Source organism: Streptomyces sp. NPDC028419 (assembly GCF_055565515.1).
Map to the genome: position 1 here is coordinate 1 of NZ_JBVHUE010000068.1, position 17,017 is coordinate 17,017.

Here is a 17,017-nt window from a genome sequence, read left to right on the forward strand (position 1 = left end):
CCCCCCCCCCCCCCCCCCCCCCCCCCCCCCCCCCCCCCCCCCCCCCCCCCCCCCCCCCCCCCCCCCCCCCCCCCCCCCCCCCCCCCCCCCCCCACTGCGGCACGGCACTGCGGCACGGCACTGCGACACGGCGGTATCGCGGGGTACCCCGGCGACTCAGTCCGTGAGGGCGATCTTCCCGTTGGACGATGCCGGCGCGGGGGCCGCCTCCGGCTTGGCGGTGAGGCCCTTCAGCAGCTGGGCCAGGTCGACTCCGGTGGTGGAGCCGAGGAGCTCCATGCCCTGGGCGACGTTGTCGGCGACGGTGCGGGAGAGCTTGCTGGCGCCGTCGGTGGAGATGACGGTCATCTTGTCGATGGCGGACAGCGGCTCGGCGGCCTTGGCCACGACCTGCGGCAGCGCCTCGACCATCATCTGGATCATCGCCGCGTCGCCGTACGTCTCGAAGGCCTCCGCCTTCTTCTGCATGGCCTCGGCCTCAGCCGAGCCCCTGGCCAGGATGGCCGCGGCCTCCGCGTCGCCTTCCAGGCGCACGGCCTCCGCGATCGCGGCGCGCCGGGCGCGCTCGGCCTCACCGCGCTTGGCGCCCTCGATGGCCTCCGCCTCGGCGAGGGCGGAGCGGCGCTGCTTCTCGCCCTCACCGGTCAGCCGGGCCCGCTCGGCCTCGCCCTGGGCCGCGGCGATGGCCGCGAGGCGCTCGGCCTCGGCCTGCTTGACCCGGGCGACCCGCTTGGCCTCCGCCTCCTGCTCGGCCTCGTAGCGGCGGGCGTCGGCGGGCTTGCGGACCTGGGTGTCGAGCTGGCGGTCGGTCAGGGCCGCCTGGCGCTCGGCGACCTTCTCCTGCTCGCCGAGGATCTGCTGCTGCCGGTCGGCCTCGGCCAGCGGGCCCGCGGCGTTGGCCTGGGCCGCGGCCGCGTCGGTCTCCGCCTTGATCTCGGCCTGGCGCAGGTACAGCGTCCGCTCGGCGACGGCGATCTCCTCCTCGGCCTTCAGCCGCGCCTGCTCGGCGGCCCGGCGGGAGCTGGCCTCGGCGATGTCGGCCTCCTGCTTGGCGCGGGCGGCCTCCGGCCGGCCGAGGTCCTCCAGGTAGGAGCCCTCGGTGGTGATGTCCTGGATCTGGAAGGCGTCCAGGACCAGGCCCTGGCCGGACAGGCTGGCCTCCGCCTCCTCGGCGACCTGCCCGGCGAAGGCGGCGCGGTCGCGGATGATGTCCTCGACCGACATCCGGCCCACGATCGCGCGCAGGGCTCCGGAGAGCACTTCCTGGGTGAAGCCGACGATGCCGTCCTGCTGCTGGAGGAAGCGCTGGGCCGCGGCGCGGATGGCGTCCTCGTTGCCGCCGACCTTGACGATCGCGACGCCTTCGAGGTTGGCCTTGATCCCGCGCAGCGTGACCGCGCCGCGGACCGCGATCGGGATGTGCCGGCTGGAGAGGTCCAGGCTGTAGCGCTGCTGGACGAAGGGGACGACGAAGACTCCGCCGCCGACCACGACCTTCTGGCCCGTGTTGTCCGTCGAGGTCCGGCCGGTCTCGGGGTCGGTGGACCGCTTGCCGCGGCGGCCCGTGATGATGAACGCCTCACTGGGGCCGGCCACCTTGTAGCGCGTGACGACGGCGAGGGCGAGCAGGACGAGGAGTACGACGACTCCCACGACCGCGAAGACGACTGGACTCATGATGGATCCCCTCTGCCTCCCCCGTGGGGGCAGACCGGTGGTGTACGTACAGGTGAGGTGCCGGTGTCAGCGCTCGACGGCGCGGACGGTGACCGAGGAGGAGGACGGCGTCGCCGTCACCCAGACCTCGGTGCCGTGTGCCAACGGGCCCTCGGCGGTGGCCGCGTACTTCACCGGCTGTCCGGCCAGCCGCAGCAGGACCTCGCCGTAGCCGGTCGCCGGAATCGCGGTGACCACGGTGCCGGTCGAGCCGACGAGGTCGCCCTGGTGCGGGGCGATCCCGCTGCCGCTGCGCACCAGGGCGCGGCCGAGCCGGTACGCCGCCCAGCCCGCGCCGGCTCCGGTGACGGAGCCGGCCGCGGTCGCGACCCCCGGCCCGAAGCCCGTGGCGCCGAGCACGATCGCCCCCGTGAAACCGAGCATCGACACGAAGCCCGCGACCACCGGAAGCGACAGCCAGCCGTCGAACAGGCCGCCGAGCGCCCCGTCGAAGACCCCTTCCAGCACCCCGTCGAAGACGAGGGAGAAGGCCAGCAGGGCGATCCCCGTGATGCCGAGACCAAGAAACAAGCTCATGAGCACCTCCCCGCCCGGAGTGTGTTCGCGCCGGACAACGGCATGGTGTCAGCCGGGGAGGACTCGGCACATTGCCAACCTTCGGCAATCTTTACGCTTCTTTAACGCATACCGGCGGAAGATCGGGAGCCGCCGGGAGCGGCGCGGGGGGGCGAGGGCGCGGTCAGCCGTCCCCGTGGTCCGGCCAGGCCAGCAGTCGGGCGCCGATCACCGCGGTCTGGAGCGTGTAGCGGTTCAGCGGGTCCGCGGGGTCGGCCCCGGTCAGCGTGTGGATGCGCTCCAGCCGGTACGTGAGCGCCCGCGGGCTGAGCGAGAGGCGACGGGCCGCCTCCGTCGAGACGCAGCCGCTGTCGAAGAAGGCGGTCAGGGTGTCGAGCAGCGGCCGGGCGCCGCCCCGGGCCGCGCGCAGCGGCCCGAGGACGCTCTCGACGAGGTCGGCCATGGCCTGCCGGTCGCGGGTGAGCACCGGGAAGACGAGCAGGTCGACCGCGTGCAGCACCGGCCCGTCGAGGCCCATCCGCAGGGCGAGGTCGAGCGCGTTCAGCGCCTCTTGGTAGGAGTGGACGACCCCGCCCGGGCCGGGGTGCGTGCGGCCGATCGCGACCCGGCCGCCGTGGGTGGCCGTGTGCGCCCGCTCGGCGAAGTGGGCCAGGACGTCCGGCTGGTCCCCCGGGGCCACGCAGATCAGCCGGCCGTCCTTCGTGGTCAGCAGGATCTGCCGGCCCGGGAAGCGGGCCAGGACCGCGGACTCGATGCCGCGGGCCACCGGGTAGCCGTCGTCGTACGGCTCCGGGCCCGCCGCCACGGCGACGGCGTGGGACTGCGACAGGCGCAGCCCGAAGCGCTCGGCGCGCTCCGCCAGCCGGCCCAGGTCGCTGCCGCCGTAGAGCAGGTCGTCGATGAACTCCCTGCGGGCCGCCTCGTGTTGGCGCACGGCCTGGTGCTGGGCGCGTTCGTACCCTTCGACGAAGGCGTCCACGGCCTGCTCGACGGCAGCCAGGAGCGGGCCGGACGCGGGGAGGGGGCGCACGGCCTGGGCCGCGGCCAGGTGCGCGCGTATGAGGGCGCGCAGCGGGATCCCCGCCTCCGCCGCGCGCTCCCCCTCCGCCCGGCGCGAGTCCAGCTCGCCGCGGGTCAGGCGGCGGCCCGTCGCGCAGGCGTCCACCAACGATTCCGCGTACCCGGCGAGGTGACGCTCCGCTCCCTGCGGCCCTGCCACGGTCTTCCTCCGACGTGCTCCGACTTCCCCCGACGTGACGGCGACGCGCCCGCTATTCCCAGTCGTCCCAGGGATCCATCTCGTCCAGGTCGGCCGGCGGCTCGTCGTCGTCCGAGGGCGGCGCGTCGGCGTCGAAGGCCGACCGCGCGGCCGGCGCCGCGGCGACGGGGGCAGGGGCGGCGGGGGCAGGGGCGGGGGCCGCGGCGGTCGGCCCGGTGGCGGCGCACTGCGCGAGGGTGTCGAGGACGCCCTCGGCGTACTTGGCGAGCTTCGCCTCGCCGATGCCGCCGATCGTGCCCAATTCCTCTGCGGAGGTGGGCAGTCGGGTCGCGATCTCGCGCAGCGTGGCGTCGTGGAAGACGACGTACGCCGGTACGCCCTGCTCGCGCGCCGTCGCGGCCCGCCAGCCGCGCAGGGCCAGGAAGACCGGCTCGGCGGCCGCGGGCAGGTCGACCGGTACGCGCGCGCCCTTGCCGGAGCGGGAACCGGACTCCTTGCGGGCCGCGGCGGCGACCGCCTTCTCCTTGCGCATCGGGACGGTGCGGCGCCCGCCCAGCACCTCGCCGCTGTCCGGCGCCAGCACGAGCGTGCCGTACTCGCCCTCCACCGACAGCAGCCGCGCCGCCAGCAGCTGGCGCACGACCCCGCGCCACTCCGCGGTGCTCAGGTCCGCCCCGATGCCGAACACCGAGAGGGCGTCGTGGTCGAACTGGATGACCTTGGCGGTCTTCTTGCCCTGCAGGATGTCGATGATCTGGCCGGCGCCGAACTTCTGGCGGCGCTCCTTCGCCAGTCGCCACACCGTGGACAGCAGCTTCTGCGCCGCGACCGTCCCGTCCCAGGACTCGGCGGGCGTCAGGCAGGTGTCGCAGTTGCCGCACGGCTCGCCCGACTGCCCGAAGTACGCCAGCAGCCGCGTCCGACGGCACTCGACCGTCTCGCACAGCGCCAGCATGGCGTCCAGGTGCATGCCCAGGGAGCGGCGCCGGGCGTCGTCGCCCTCGGAGCCCTCGATGAGCTTGCGCTGTTGGACCACGTCCTGGAGGCCGTACGCCAGCCATGCCGTGGCGGGCTCTCCGTCGCGCCCGGCGCGGCCGGTCTCCTGGTAGTAGCCCTCGACCGACTTCGGCAGGTCGAGGTGGGCCACGAAGCGCACGTCCGGCTTGTCGATGCCCATGCCGAAGGCGATGGTGGCGACCACCACGATCCCGTCCTCCCGCAGGAAGCGCGACTGGTTCGCCGCCCGCGCCCGGGCGTCCATGCCGGCGTGGTAGGCCACGGCGTCGATGCCCTGCTCCACGAGGAACGCCGCGGTCTTCTCCACGGAGGCCCGCGAGAGGCAGTAGACGACCCCGGCGTCCCCGGCGTGCTCGCTCCGGATCAGCTCCAGCAGCTGCTTGAGCGGGTTGTTCTTCGGGGCGATGCGGTACTGGATGTTCGGCCGGTCGAAGCTGGCGACGAAGTGCCGGGCGTCCTCCAGGCCGAGCCGCGTCACGATCTCGGCGTGCGTGGCCTCGGTCGCCGTCGCGGTCAGCGCGATCCGCGGCACCTTGGGCCAGCGCTCGTGCAGCATCGACAGCGCGAGGTAGTCGGGGCGGAAGTCGTGGCCCCACTGGGCGACGCAGTGCGCCTCGTCGATCGCGAAGAGCGAGACCTTGCCCCGGTCCAGCAGCCGCTGCGTGCCCTCGGTCCGCAGCCGCTCGGGGGCCAGGTAGAGCAGGTCCAGCTCGTCGGCGAGGAAGGCCCGCTCGACGGCCTGGCGCTCCTCGAAGCCCTGGGTGGAATTGAGGAATCCGGCCCGCACCCCGAGCGCGGTCAGTGCGTTGACCTGGTCCTGCATCAGCGCGATGAGCGGGGAGACCACCACGCCCGTGCCTTCTCTGACGAGCGCCGGGATCTGGTAGCAGAGCGACTTGCCGCCGCCGGTCGGCATCAGGACGAGGGCGTCACCGCCGCCGACGACCTGCTCGATGATCTCCTGTTGCGCACCGCGGAAAGAGCTGTATCCGAAGACGCGGTGCAGTACCTGCAGAGCATCGGAGATCTCGGGGGAAGCGTCCGGAAGGGCCATCCGTGAAGCCTAGCGGCACCCGCGGACACCCGGCTCCGCCCGCCCGAACCTGTGGATAACCTCGGGCCCCCGGCCGTTCACGCGGTCGGACGGCTGGTCCGATCGCTGGTCGGATCGGGGGGCCGATCGGGGGGGGCGGCTCGGTGATCGGCTCACGTGGTCAGCTCCCGCGGGTCCAGCGGGATGCGCCACAGGTTGCGGCGGTGGACGGATTCCAGCTCCGCCTGGAGCGGGGAGGGCGGCACCGCCAGGACCGCGCAGGCGGCGTGGGCCAGACAGTAGCGGGACACCGAGGGCCGCAGGAGCCGGCGCAGCGGGGCGCGCGAGCCGGTGCCCACCACGAGGAGGTCGTCCGGGCCGCGCGCGGTGTCCACCAGGGCCGCGCCCGGCGTCCCCCGGACCGCGATGCCGGCCAGCGGGACCCCCGGCGGCGCGGCGCCGAAGGCGGTGTCGAGCACCTCCCGCAACCGCTCGACGGCCGCGGTCCGGCAGGCCGCCAGGACCTGCGTCGCCCCCTGTCCGCGGCCGGCGAGGTCACCGCCCGGCGGCTGCCAGGCGAGGACGACCCACAGCTCGGCGCCGCGCACGCGGGCCTCCGCGACGCCCCGGTGCAAGGCCGCCAGGCTCCCCGGGGTTCCCGTCGCCCCGACCACGACTCTCCGCACGGCGCGTTCCTCTCCCTCGTCCACCGCTGTGTCCACCCGTCCCATGGAAGGGCCTCGGCAAGGGGGCGGGGGCGGTCGCTGACGGCTTCCTGACGCGGTGGCCCGTAACCCTTACGGGTCCCTGATGCGGGCCGCCCCGGGCCGTCAGTGATCTGTCAGGAGCCGGCCGGTCACCGTATGGATCGCGTCATGAGGGGGGACGGGACCCACCGCCACGGGGATAGCTTCGAAGCCTCGTCCGGGCCGCCTCCCCGCGGCCCGGACGTGAACCGTCGTTCGTGCGAGGCCGGGAGGGCCCCATGTGTGTGATCCAGTACGCCGACGATCCCGAGCCCGAGGAACAGGTCCCGGCCGGGCCCCTGTACGTACCCGCCCGGCCGGGAGGGACGCACCTGGTGGTGCGACTGTTCCGCACCCCGCTCGGCACGCGCACCGCCGTCGGCTTCACCAGCGCCGACCGGCTGGCCGCCACGCTCGGCGCGTCCCAACCCTGGATCCGGCTCTCCGAGAGCGCGCTGCGGTCGATGACCGCACCGCTGGGCGCGTCCCTGCTGACGCTCGACCCGACGCTCACCGCCGCCCCGGTGGCGGCCGCCGCGACGGCCGGGGATGCGGCAGCCGGCGAACGGCGGCCGGATGCGGCGCCCAGGACGCCTGCGGCGCCGCAGGCGCCCGAGACCACGGCCCGGACCGCCTGAGAGGAGTCGCTCCATGACCATCACCGTCCTCCCCGACATGCCGGCCGGCGCCGACGAACTGTCCGTCTGGCCCGCCTCCACGACCCCGCTCCCGCACGGCGCCCTGGCCGTCGGCGGGGTGTCGCTCGGCGAGATAGCCGAGCGGTTCGACACCCCGGCGTACGTATTGGACGAGGGCGAGGTGCGCGGGCGCTGCCGTACCTATCGGGACGCCTTCCCCGACGCCGACGTGCTGTACGCCGCCAAGGCCTTCCTCTCCCGCGCGATGGTGCGCTGGGTGTCCGAGGAGGGGCTGGGCCTGGACGTGTGCTCCGCCGGGGAGTTGGAACTCGCCGTCACCTCCGGCTTCCCGGCCGAGCGGATCGTGCTGCACGGCAACGCCAAGGCGCCTCGCGACCTGGAGGCGGCGCTGCGGCTCGGCGTGGGGCGGATCGTCATCGACGGGCCGTCCGAGATCGCCCGGATCGCGGCGGCCGTCGGCCCCGAGGGGCGGCAGAAGGTCATGGTGCGGGTGGTGCCGGGCGTCTCCGCGGGCGGGCACGACAAGATCCGCACCGGTACGGACGACCAGAAGTTCGGCCTGTCCCTCACCGACGGCGGCGCGCAGCACGCGATCGCCCGGATCCTCGGCCAGCCGCGGCTCGAACTGACCGGTCTGCACTGCCACATCGGCTCGCAGATCTCCGACGTGAAGCCCTACCTGGTGGCGCTGCGCCGCATGGTGGGCCTGATGGCCCGCGTCCGGGACGCACACGGGGTCGTGCTGCCCGAGCTGGACATGGGCGGCGGCCACGCCGTCGCCTACCGGCCGGGCGATCCCGCCCTGGACCTCACCGCGCTCGCCCGCAGGATGCGCGCGGAGCTCGTGGCGGGCTGCGCGGCCGCGCACCTGGCCGTGCCGCGCCTCGCCGTCGAGCCGGGGCGGGCCGTCGTCGGACCGGCCGGGGTGGTCCTCTACCGGGTGCTCGCGGTCAAGCGCACGGGCGCCACGGTGTTCGTCGCCGTCGACGGGGGCATGAGCGACAACCCGCGGCCCGCCCTGTACGGGGTGCGCTACGCGCCCCGACTGATCGGCCGGACGGCGACGGCGCCGCCGTGCACGGCGACCGTCGTCGGCCGCCACTGCGAGGCCGGGGACGTGCTCGCGGCCGACGTGGAGCTGCCGGGGGACGTCCACCCCGGCGACCTGCTCGCCGTACCGGTGGCGGGCGCGTACCAGCTGTCGATGGCCTCCGGCTACAACCTCGTCGGCCGCCCCGCGGTCATCGGGGTGCACGGGGGCACCGCCCGGCTCCTCGTCCGGCGCGAGACGCTGGACGACTTCCGCAAGCGGGACGTCGGCGCGTAAACCGGGGGGGACGGTCAGGGGGTGGCGGAAAAGGGGGTGGCCGGGGTGGTGCTGGCCACCGTGACCACCGCCGCGCGACGGTGGTCCGTCCACTCCAGGAGCCGTACGTCCGCCCGCTCCCGGCCCGCCTTGAAGAGGGCCTCCCGGCGCACCCACAGCCGCAGCAGCTCCGGGCCGGGGTCGGGCAGGGCCGCGGCGCGTCGCAGCTCGGCCGCGGGCAACAGCCTGCCCCACACCGACAGCGGGCCCGGGCGGCGCGTCGCGGGTTCCACGTCGATGCCGACCGCGCCCGGGCCGACGGCGGCCGCGACCAGCCCGTCCGCGTGGCTCAGGCTGACGCCGACGTCGGGGCGGCCGGGCAGGTACGGGCGCCCGTGCCCCGATCGCGCGCACCGGGCGCAGTACTGGGCCGGGGCCGATGCCCGTGGCGCGAGCCCGGTGAACCGGGCGATGCACAGGCGCACCAGCAGCCGGGCGGCCAGCACGTCGTCGCGGCGGGCGGGCACCCGGATGGGGGCCAGCCGGCGCCGTTCCCACGGCGCCAACAGGCCCTCGTGCAGCTCCGGGTGGGCCAACACCTCCCCGGTGGTGGCCACCACGGCCACGGCCGTGCGGTCGTCCCGGGCCATGCGGTCGGTCAGCCGGCCGAGGCGGCGGCGTCGGCCAGTGCGGCGCCGCTCAGGAAACGCTCCCGGACGCGGGCGAGCGTACGGAAGTCGTCGATGGTGACCTGCTGGAGGTCGATGGTGCTGTCGGAGATCTCCTCCAGCAGGTCGATGAACTCCAGGAAGTCCATCGAGTCGATCAGACGGGCCTCGATGAGGTCCTCGTCGGCCTCGATCTCACCCTGGAGACCGGGGTTCTTCTCGTGCAGCCACGCGGTGATGCGTTCCATGGGACGGGGGTTCTCCTTGCTGGTCACGGGGGGGGTGGTGGGCGGCGGGGCCGCTCAGACGCGGGCGTCGCGCAGTCGGTCCAGCGCCCGCTCGGGGGTGCCGTGGGCGAGGACCATCGCGTGCACCCAGCGCTCTACGCCGAAGGCGACACAGGCGCTGTACGCCGGCCCGTGCGAGCCGGCGCGGATGTCGAGCCGCTCGCCGAAGAAGTTGCGGTGCCGGTTCACGGAAGCGATGGCGGTGCCGTCGGGGGCGCTGAACTCGTGCTTGACCGGGTCGAGCGCCATCAGCCGGGCCCGGGAGCCGCCCTTGTCGTAGAACGGGTCGTCGGCCACGGCGCGGGTCAGCTCCAGCCCGAGGCGCCCGGCCAGTTCCTGGATGAACTCGGCGCCGTGTTCGAGGTGTTCCACCGCCCCCGTCTTCGTGCCGAGGTAGAGGACCTCGCGCATGTGGAAGCCCCACAGACGGCGCAGCCCGTCGTAGTGGGTCTCGTTGCGGAAGCAACGGCCGGTCGCGGAGAGCCGCAGCCCGTCCTCGCCGACGTCCCGGCCTTCCAGGGAGAGCAGCAGGCCGTAGCAGGTGGCGGACGGCAACAGGTGGCCGGTCGGCCGCAGGGGGAGCTCGCCGGGCGCTTCGCCGGCCGCCAGCCCGTCAAAGGCCTCCGGGGCGAAGCGCCCGGCGGAGACGCCGAGATGGGGGAAGTTGCGGAAGTAGTCGAGTCGGGCCAGGCCCTCGGCGGCGAGCAGCGGCGGCCCCATCACCTCGGGGGCGGCGAGCCGTGCGGCCAGCCCGGTGAGCAGCTCGTCCAGACCGCGCAGCAGGGCGGTGTGGACCGGGTCCAGCGTGATCAGCCCCGGACCGGGGTTCTTCAGACCGCCGTCCGGCAAGGCGGTGATGCTGGGTGTGCTCATGAGATCCGCTCCCTCTGGGCGTGGATGAACAGTCGTCAAGGGTGTTGGCCGGATGGGCGAAACGAAAGGTGGTGGCGGCGCGTCCGCATCGGTGCGAACGGCCGCGCTCGCGGCCGCCGTTGACCTCGGCGCAGCGAGGAAGGCGGCTGACGCTCCGTCATGGACAGGAGCTGCGTTACCAGGACCCTAAGCCAGCCACTCGGGCATTGTCTAGACCAAAGTCGTCATACCGGCGATCATCGTCGGCAGGGGCGTTTCGGGATCGAAAGTAACGCAATCAGCATATTGAGACGCCCCTTGACAGCGGCTATGGTCTAAACCAATCCTGCTGAACATGACGACACCTGCCCCAGACAGTCGCCCCCGCCGTCCCCGCCCCAAGCTGCATCGAGCACCCTCGGACCGCGCCTATTTCAGCGCGGACGGCGAGTCCTACCTGGCCCAGACCACCTTGCGGGAGCTGACCAAGTCGCGACCACTGCGGGTGCTGTCCGAAGAAGACTTCGCCCACTGGCAGACCTACGGCTACGTCATCGTCCGCGAGGCGATACCGGCCCCGCAGGCGCGCCGCCTGCTCGACTTCACCTGGGAGTTCCAGGGACTCGACCCGGACCGGCCGGACACCTGGCACGAGGACCGCCCCTTCCGTTCCGAGCTGGACCAGCAACTGCACGTCTACGGCTTCGTGGAGGCCTACCACCACCAGCTGCTCTGGGACAGCCGCCAGTCCCAGCGGGTGTACGACGCCTTCGTCGACGTCTGGGACTGCGAGGAGCTGTGGGTCACCCTGGACCGGCTCAACCTCAACCCGCCCAACATCAAGAACCGCGACCGCGCGCTGATCGACCCCACCGACCGGGGCTTCGACATCGAGCTGCACTGGGACATCGACACCACCCTCGGCGTGCCCCCGCAGCGCGTCCAGGGCATCATCGCGCTCAACGACACCAGCGCCGAGCTGGGCGGATTCCAGTGCAACCCGGAACTGTTCCGACAGTTCGAGGCATGGAAGATCGACCAGCCGGCCGACCGCGACCCGCTGCGCCCCGACGCGGACCGCACCGAGTTCCCCGTCGTACGGCCCGAACTGCACCCCGGCGACCTGCTGATCTGGAACGGCCTCCTCGCCCACGGCGTCGCGCGCAACACCTCGAAGGACGGGGCGCGGGCGGTCCAGTACCTGTCGATGATGCCCGCGTTGGAGGAGCACGAGCGGCTGCGCCGCTCCCGCGTCGACTCCTGGCGCCACCTGCGCACCCCGCGCTGGAACCGCACCCTGGTCGGCGACCCGGTGCGGCACGAGTCCGAGCGCTACCCCACGGCCACCTTGAATCCACTCGGCCGCCGACTCCTCGGGCTCACCTCGTGGACGGACGCAGACGCGGACGCGGACGTAGACGCGGGCACGAACACGAACACGAACACCGACGCGGCCGCCGGGCAGAGCGAGGAGTCCTCGTGCGCCGTGTCTGCCTGACCCTTCCCACCAACCGCTCCTGCACCGAGGCCATCGCGTCGATCGGCGCGGAAGCCGCCCACGGCGCACGCCACTTCGGCGTCGAGGTGCACCTGCTGATCCTGGACTCCTCCGACGCCGCGGTCCTCGCCGAGCACCGCGAGGCCGTACGGGCGCTGCCCGCGGCGCCCGGCGTGGTCGTCCACCACCTCGACGAGGACGCGCAGCGGGACTTCCTGCGCCGGGTGATCGCCCGCTCCGGGGTCGCCGGAGCCGACCGGGTGCTCGACCTGATGCTGCCGTCCGGCGTGTCCTACGGCGCCTGCACCAACCGGGCCTTCCTGATCGCGGAGGCCCTGGGCTGCGCGTCGGTGCACCGCCGGGACTCCGACAGCCGCTACCAGTACCTCGACGGGGAACCGGTCTTCCCCCTGCACCACGAACTGACCGCCCTGGGGCGGCCCGCCGCCGAGGTCGCGGGGCTGATGTCCCGGAGCCGGCTGACCCCCGGCGCCGCGGACCGGCCGGTGGCCATGGTCGGCGCCTCCTTCGTCGGCGAGATGTCCGTGGACGTGGCCGACATCCAACGGCTCGACCCCGCGGTCTACGACGACGTCATCGGCCTGTCGGTACCGGCCGGGCTGGCGGAGATCTGGCGCAAGAACCTGATCGCGCAGTCCTTCCGCGGCGCCGGAACCACCCCCTTCACCACCGACCACACCACGCTCACCCACGTCAGCCCGATGCGCGTGGACATGTGCAACATCGCCCTGGACCGCGCGGTGTACGGTCGGGTGCCCCTGCCGCCCGCCACGGACACCATCGGCAGCGACTACTTCCTCATCCACCTGGTGGACGACGCCCGGCTCCCGGGCGTCCTGCACAACCGGCACATCGTCAACTACCACACCGACGAACGTCGTAGCGATGCCGGATTCCTCGCCTACCAGGAGCGGTTCGCGAAGTACCTGCTGGCCACCGGCTACCTGAACGCCGTGTACGCCCGGATGACGGCGACCGCGGACGGCCTCCTCGACGCCGAGGGCCTGGTCCGCGCGTCCACCGTCGCCGCCTTCGTGCGCGAGAGCACGTTGGCGGAGGCGATCCGCACGGAGAACGCCGAACGGCTCGACGTCCTCGACCGCTCCTACCGCAAGCTGGGCGGCCGTTACGAGGCCGTCGCGGACGCGCTCGCCGTCCGCCGCGACGGGCTGCTGGACGAAGCCCGCGCGGACATGCTGGACTTCGCGCTCCTCGTCGACGCGTGGGAGCCCCTGGTCCGGGCGTGCGCGGCCGAGGCCCTCGCGCCCGCCGACCGGCCGACGGGCGTCCGTACGCGCACGGTCACCGTCCCGTACGCGGGCGGCGCGGAGCGCCGGGGTCCCGTCACCATGGGGCAGGCCAACATGATCCGCTGCATCCTGCGGGACGACCCGGCGCACATCAACATCCACGACGTGTGGCCGGTGCCCGAGGGAACGGCCCTGAACGCGGCGATCGACGCGCTGCGCGCGCTGGTCGTGCGGCACGAGGCGCTGCGCACCACCTTCCCGACCGCCCCGCACGGCGCTCCGGCCGAGCAAGTGGTGGCCGCCGAAGGCGAGTTCACGGTCACCGTGCTCGACCACGACGAGCTGCCCGCCCACCCGGCGCGCTACGCCGAATCGCTGGCCCGCCGGGCCCGCGCCGAACGCTACGCGCTGGACCGGGACTTCCCGCTGCGGATCTCCCTGGTCGCCGAGCGCGGCGCGCCGGCCTTCGTGGCCCTGGTGTCCAGCCACGCCGTGGCGGACGGCAGCGCCCTCGCCGTCCTGCGGGAGGAGTGGCTCACCGTCCTCGCGGGCGGGCCGCTGGAGCCCGTGACGGCCTTCACCCCGCTCGACCTCGCCGCCGAGGAGGCGACCCCGACGGGGCTGCGCAAGTCCGAGGCCTCCCTGCGCTATTGGGAGGAGATCCTGCGCACCGGCCCCCAGGCCATGTTCGCGGAGCCGCGCGCCGAGGGCGTCGACGTACGGATGTCCCAGCTCACCCTGCGGTCCCCGCGCGGCGCGCGGGCGCTGGCCCGCGTGGTGGAGCGCACCGGCAGCCTCCCTTCGACCGTGCTGCTGACGGCGTGGTGCGCGCTCGTCGCCCACCGCGCGGGTCAGCGCACCTGTGTCGCCGCGGTGCCGACCTCCAACCGGTTCCTGCCCCGGCTGGCCCGCTCGGTGAACACCGTGTCCCAGGACGCGCTGCTCTCGCTCGACGTCACGGCCCCGTCCTTCGACGCGCTCCTGCGCAAGGCCTGGGGGGCGGCGCTCAACGCCTACCGGCACAGCCGGTTCGACTCGGTCCGCCTGTGGGAGATGATCGGCCGGGTCACCGCCGAGCGCGGCAGCCACTTCGCGCGCGACGTGGTCTTCAACGACGTGAGCAACCTGCCGTCCACGCTGCCGTCCGCCGTCGCCGCCGCCGGCGGGCCCGGGAGCGAGGAGGTCGACGCGGCGGAGCCGGAGCTCAGCTGGGGCCCGGAGCAGGTGCTCCCGACCCGGGTGCTGGCCTTCGCCCACCAGACGGACCCCGTGCTCCACATCGCGATGTGGGCCGACCCCGGGCTCTTCGACGGCGACGAGGCGGAGGGCTTCCTCACCGGTCTCGTACGGCTGCTGGAGGCGGCCGCCGCCGAGGACGTGCCGCTCGCCGCGCTGACCGAGGTGACGGGGGTCCGCCCGGTCGAACGCGGCCCGGACTGGGAGCTGGTGGACGGCTCCTGGGTCTCGCCGCCCGCCGTGGCGCGAGCGCTGACCGAGGCCCTGGGCGGCCTCCCCGTCCACGTCGCCTCGACGACCTCGGACGCCTCGGACGCCGCCGAAGCCCCCGGTGCGCCGGACCCGGGCCTCACCGCGTTCATCGCCTCCGGCGGCGAGCCGCTGACGCCGGCGGCGGCGCACGCCGCGCTGATGGACCTGCTCCCGGGCCGTCCGGGGGTCCTGGCACCCCACCGCTACGTGATCGTCCAGGACCCGCCCGCGCGGGCCGACCTGAGCGGCGCGTGGCTCCAGCAGCAGATCCTCGTGGAAGGGAACGGCCGGGAACGGCGGATGTCACATGACGATGGATGAGGTAACCGTCCGGCCGGAGCGGGTCCCGCTCCCCAGCCCCTGGCGCTCCAGCCGCTTCCGCCTGTTCTTCACGGCCCGCAGCACCTCGCTGTTGGCCGACGGCATGCTGATGGTGTCGCTCACGACCGCCGTGCTGGCAGCGGGGTACGGGGCGAGCGGCGTGGGCTACGCGCTGGCCGCGTGGATGGCCCCGATCGTGCTGCTGGTGCTCTTCGGCGGCGTACTGGCCGACAAGTTCACCCCGCAGGTGATGATGGTCGGCGCCGACGCGGTGCGGATGCTGGCCATGCTCGCCCTCGCGGCGCTGCTGGCCGGGGACCACGTACGGCTGTGGCAGGTGATGGCGCTGCTGGCGCTCAGCGGCGCGGCGACCGCCATGTTCCAGCCCGGTCTGGCGAGCCTGGTCCCCCAGGTCGCCGAGGACATCCAGCGGGCCAACGCGCTGCTGCGGATCTCCGAGGCGATCTGCACGCTGCTCGGCCCCGGCGTGGCCGGTCTCCTGGTGGCCTACTGGGACGTGGCGGGATCCTTCGTGGTCATCGCCGCCTTCTACGCGCTCAGCGCGCTCGGGCTGACGCCCCTGCGCAAGCTCGGCACCGCCCGGGACGAGAGCGACGAGCCGATGTCGCGCAGGCTGGTCACGGGGTGGCACGAGTTCCGGTCGCGGTCCTGGCTCTGGGGGGTCATCGCCGTCTGGGCCGTCTACGGGCTCTTCGTCTTCGGCCCCGCGCTGCCGCTCGGCGCGGCCCTGCTCACCGAACAGCACGGGGCGAGCGGCTACGGCTGGATCGCCTCCGCCGACGGCGCCGGGACGATCGTCGGCGGCCTGCTCGGGATGCGGGTGCGGCCCGCCCGTCCGCTGGTCGCGGGGGCCTGTGCCATGTTCTTCTTCTCCCTGAACCCGCTCGCGCCCGCCCTGGGTTGGTCCTTCACGGCCACGGCGCTCACCGGCGTGCTGGCCGGCTGCGGGTTCGCGTTCTGGGGCGTCATGTGGGCGACCAGTGTGCAGTCGCACATCCCGTTGGCCGTCCTCAGCCGGGTCTCGGCCTACGACGTGGCCGGATCCATCATGGTCCTCCCGCTGGGCCGGGCGCTGGCGGGCCCGGCCGCCGAATCCTTCGGCGCCGACCGCGTGCTGCTGTTCTCCTCCGTTGTGGGCATCGTCTGCATCGCCGTGATGCTGTCCGTACCCGCGATCCGCGCCCTCGGTCGGGCACCGGAGCCCGAGGGGCGGTGAGCGGGTGGCGGGCGCCGTCGGCCCTTCCCCACCCTTCCCGGGGAGGGCCGACGGTTTCCCGCCACGCCGGTCGTGGCCCGAATCCTTCGAACGGGCCCCGAACACGGGCTCCGAGACCTACGCTCGGACGCATGTCTCTGCGTCGCGCGTTACACGTATTCATGGTCCTCGCCGTGGCCCTGACCGGACTGGCCGGGGGCGCCACCGGCGTCGCCTGGGCCGACGGGAACGGCTCGTCCGGCGGCCGTCAACTGCTCTTCTACAACCACGCCTACGGGGTCCTCGACCGCGAGACGGCGGATGCGATCGAACACTCCACCTACCTGCCGCGGTTCGCGAACTTCCAGGTCCGCACCACGACCGGCGCGAACGGGGAGAAGTGGACCGGCCGGTACCTGATGGGCCGGGAGACCTACCTCGAACTCTTCGGGGTGGGTGACGTCGCCGGCCAGGACGGCCTCCTCGGCGCCGGCGGGCTGGGGCTCTCGGTGGAGAACTCCGGTGACCTCGCCACGGTGACCGGGCGGCTGCCCGGCCAGGGCGTCCCGAACCCGATCTCCTTCCGCCAGACCCGCGACTTCGGCGACGGCGTCCCGGTGCCGTGGTTCGACGCCGTCTTCACCGCCGAGCAGTACGACGCCTTCGGCGCCTGGGGCATGGAGTACCGGCCCGAGTACTTCGCCGACCCGCGCGGCAAGACCGAACCGGCGAGCCACGCCGGTGACGTCGGCCGCGAGCGCTACCTCTCCGACGACTACCGCGACCACCTGATGCGGGACGTGACCTCCGTCCGCCTCGGGATCACCGCCCGCGACCTGGCCAACACCGTGCCGCTGCTCCGCGCCGGCGGGTTCGCCGTACGGGAGCTGCCCGGCGGCTCCGTCGTGGCCGAGGGCGGCGGCACCACCATCCGCCTGGACTCCGTGGCCCGTGAGGACGCCGGGCTGCGCCGGGTGGAGATGTCCCTCAACCACCCGGTGGCCCGCCACGAGGAGCGCCTCGGCCGCTCGACCCTCGTGGTCGGCCCCGGCGCCCGTGCCGTGTGGACCTTCGGCGACGCCCGCTGACGTCCGCCCCTGACGTGGGGGGGGGGGGGGGGAGGGGAGGGGGGGGGGGGGGGGGGGAGGGGGGGAGGGGGGGGGGAAGGGGGGGGGGGGGGTCT

The 17,017-nt window shown here is 73.9% G+C and carries 14 protein-coding genes; 6 read left to right on the top strand and 8 right to left on the bottom strand.

Translation table 11 applies throughout. The annotated features are described in order from the left end of the window. Positions 1-156: 156 nt before the first annotated feature. The 5 genes from ACZ4UB_RS38925 to ACZ4UB_RS38945 all read right to left on the bottom strand — a co-directional run bounded on the left by ACZ4UB_RS38925 (position 157) and on the right by ACZ4UB_RS38945 (position 6,208). Entirely contained in the window at positions 157-1,677 is a 1,521-nt protein-coding gene (locus ACZ4UB_RS38925; RefSeq protein ID WP_468077928.1) for a flotillin family protein, read from the bottom strand. Positions 1,678-1,743: 66 nt separating this feature from the next. Next, positions 1,744-2,253 carry a hypothetical protein gene (locus tag ACZ4UB_RS38930; protein WP_468077930.1) on the bottom strand — a complete coding sequence of 170 codons (510 nt, stop codon included), beginning with the start codon at positions 2,251-2,253 and terminating at the stop codon, positions 1,744-1,746. 163 nt (positions 2,254-2,416) lie between these two features. Further along, entirely contained in the window at positions 2,417-3,472 is a 1,056-nt protein-coding gene (locus ACZ4UB_RS38935) for a PucR family transcriptional regulator (RefSeq protein WP_468077932.1), read from the bottom strand. Between the two features lie 52 nt (positions 3,473-3,524). Further along, positions 3,525-5,543, bottom strand: coding sequence for a DNA helicase RecQ (recQ, locus tag ACZ4UB_RS38940; RefSeq protein ID WP_468077934.1), 2,019 nt, complete (start codon positions 5,541-5,543; stop codon positions 3,525-3,527). A gap of 152 nt (positions 5,544-5,695) precedes the next feature. After that, a complete protein-coding gene (locus ACZ4UB_RS38945) occupies positions 5,696-6,208 on the bottom strand; it encodes a universal stress protein (RefSeq protein WP_468077936.1) in 513 nt (170 codons plus the stop codon). Positions 6,209-6,507: 299 nt separating this feature from the next. Between ACZ4UB_RS38945 and ACZ4UB_RS38950 the strand changes: the two genes are divergently transcribed. Further along, positions 6,508-6,906 carry an SAV_915 family protein gene (locus tag ACZ4UB_RS38950; RefSeq protein ID WP_468077938.1) on the top strand — a complete coding sequence of 133 codons (399 nt, stop codon included), beginning with the start codon at positions 6,508-6,510 and terminating at the stop codon, positions 6,904-6,906. A 13-nt stretch (positions 6,907-6,919) separates the two neighbouring features. Beyond that, positions 6,920-8,254, top strand: a complete 1,335-nt coding sequence (lysA, locus tag ACZ4UB_RS38955) for a diaminopimelate decarboxylase (protein WP_468077941.1) — start codon at positions 6,920-6,922, stop codon at positions 8,252-8,254. 14 nt (positions 8,255-8,268) lie between these two features. On the opposite strand, the gene ACZ4UB_RS38960 is transcribed toward lysA, so the two are convergent. The 3 genes from ACZ4UB_RS38960 to ACZ4UB_RS38970 are packed head-to-tail and all read right to left on the bottom strand — an operon-like array spanning position 8,269 to position 10,061. Next, positions 8,269-8,883, bottom strand: coding sequence for a 4'-phosphopantetheinyl transferase family protein (locus ACZ4UB_RS38960; protein ID WP_468077943.1), 615 nt, complete (start codon positions 8,881-8,883; stop codon positions 8,269-8,271). Positions 8,884-8,891: 8 nt separating this feature from the next. Beyond that, positions 8,892-9,149 (bottom strand): acyl carrier protein, encoded by a 258-nt coding sequence (locus ACZ4UB_RS38965; RefSeq protein ID WP_468077945.1) that lies wholly within the window; start codon positions 9,147-9,149, stop codon positions 8,892-8,894. A gap of 54 nt (positions 9,150-9,203) precedes the next feature. Then, positions 9,204-10,061, bottom strand: a complete 858-nt coding sequence (locus ACZ4UB_RS38970) for an aminoacyl--tRNA ligase-related protein (RefSeq protein ID WP_468077947.1) — start codon at positions 10,059-10,061, stop codon at positions 9,204-9,206. 334 nt (positions 10,062-10,395) lie between these two features. Here ACZ4UB_RS38970 and ACZ4UB_RS38975 point away from each other — a divergent pair, with 334 nt between their 5' ends. The 4 genes from ACZ4UB_RS38975 to ACZ4UB_RS38990 all read left to right on the top strand — a co-directional run bounded on the left by ACZ4UB_RS38975 (position 10,396) and on the right by ACZ4UB_RS38990 (position 16,922). Next, a complete protein-coding gene (locus ACZ4UB_RS38975; RefSeq protein ID WP_468077949.1) occupies positions 10,396-11,538 on the top strand; it encodes a phytanoyl-CoA dioxygenase family protein in 1,143 nt (380 codons plus the stop codon). Further along, positions 11,520-14,618, top strand: coding sequence for a DUF6271 family protein (locus ACZ4UB_RS38980; RefSeq protein ID WP_468077951.1), 3,099 nt, complete (start codon positions 11,520-11,522; stop codon positions 14,616-14,618). The genes ACZ4UB_RS38975 and ACZ4UB_RS38980 overlap by 19 nt, the downstream gene beginning before the upstream one ends. Then, positions 14,605-15,855, top strand: coding sequence for an MFS transporter (locus ACZ4UB_RS38985; RefSeq protein ID WP_468077953.1), 1,251 nt, complete (start codon positions 14,605-14,607; stop codon positions 15,853-15,855). Before ACZ4UB_RS38980 ends, ACZ4UB_RS38985 begins: the two co-directional genes overlap by 14 nt. Before the next feature lie 131 nt (positions 15,856-15,986). Further along, entirely contained in the window at positions 15,987-16,922 is a 936-nt protein-coding gene (locus ACZ4UB_RS38990) for a DUF5829 family protein (RefSeq protein WP_468077956.1), read from the top strand. Positions 16,923-17,017 lie beyond the last annotated feature (95 nt).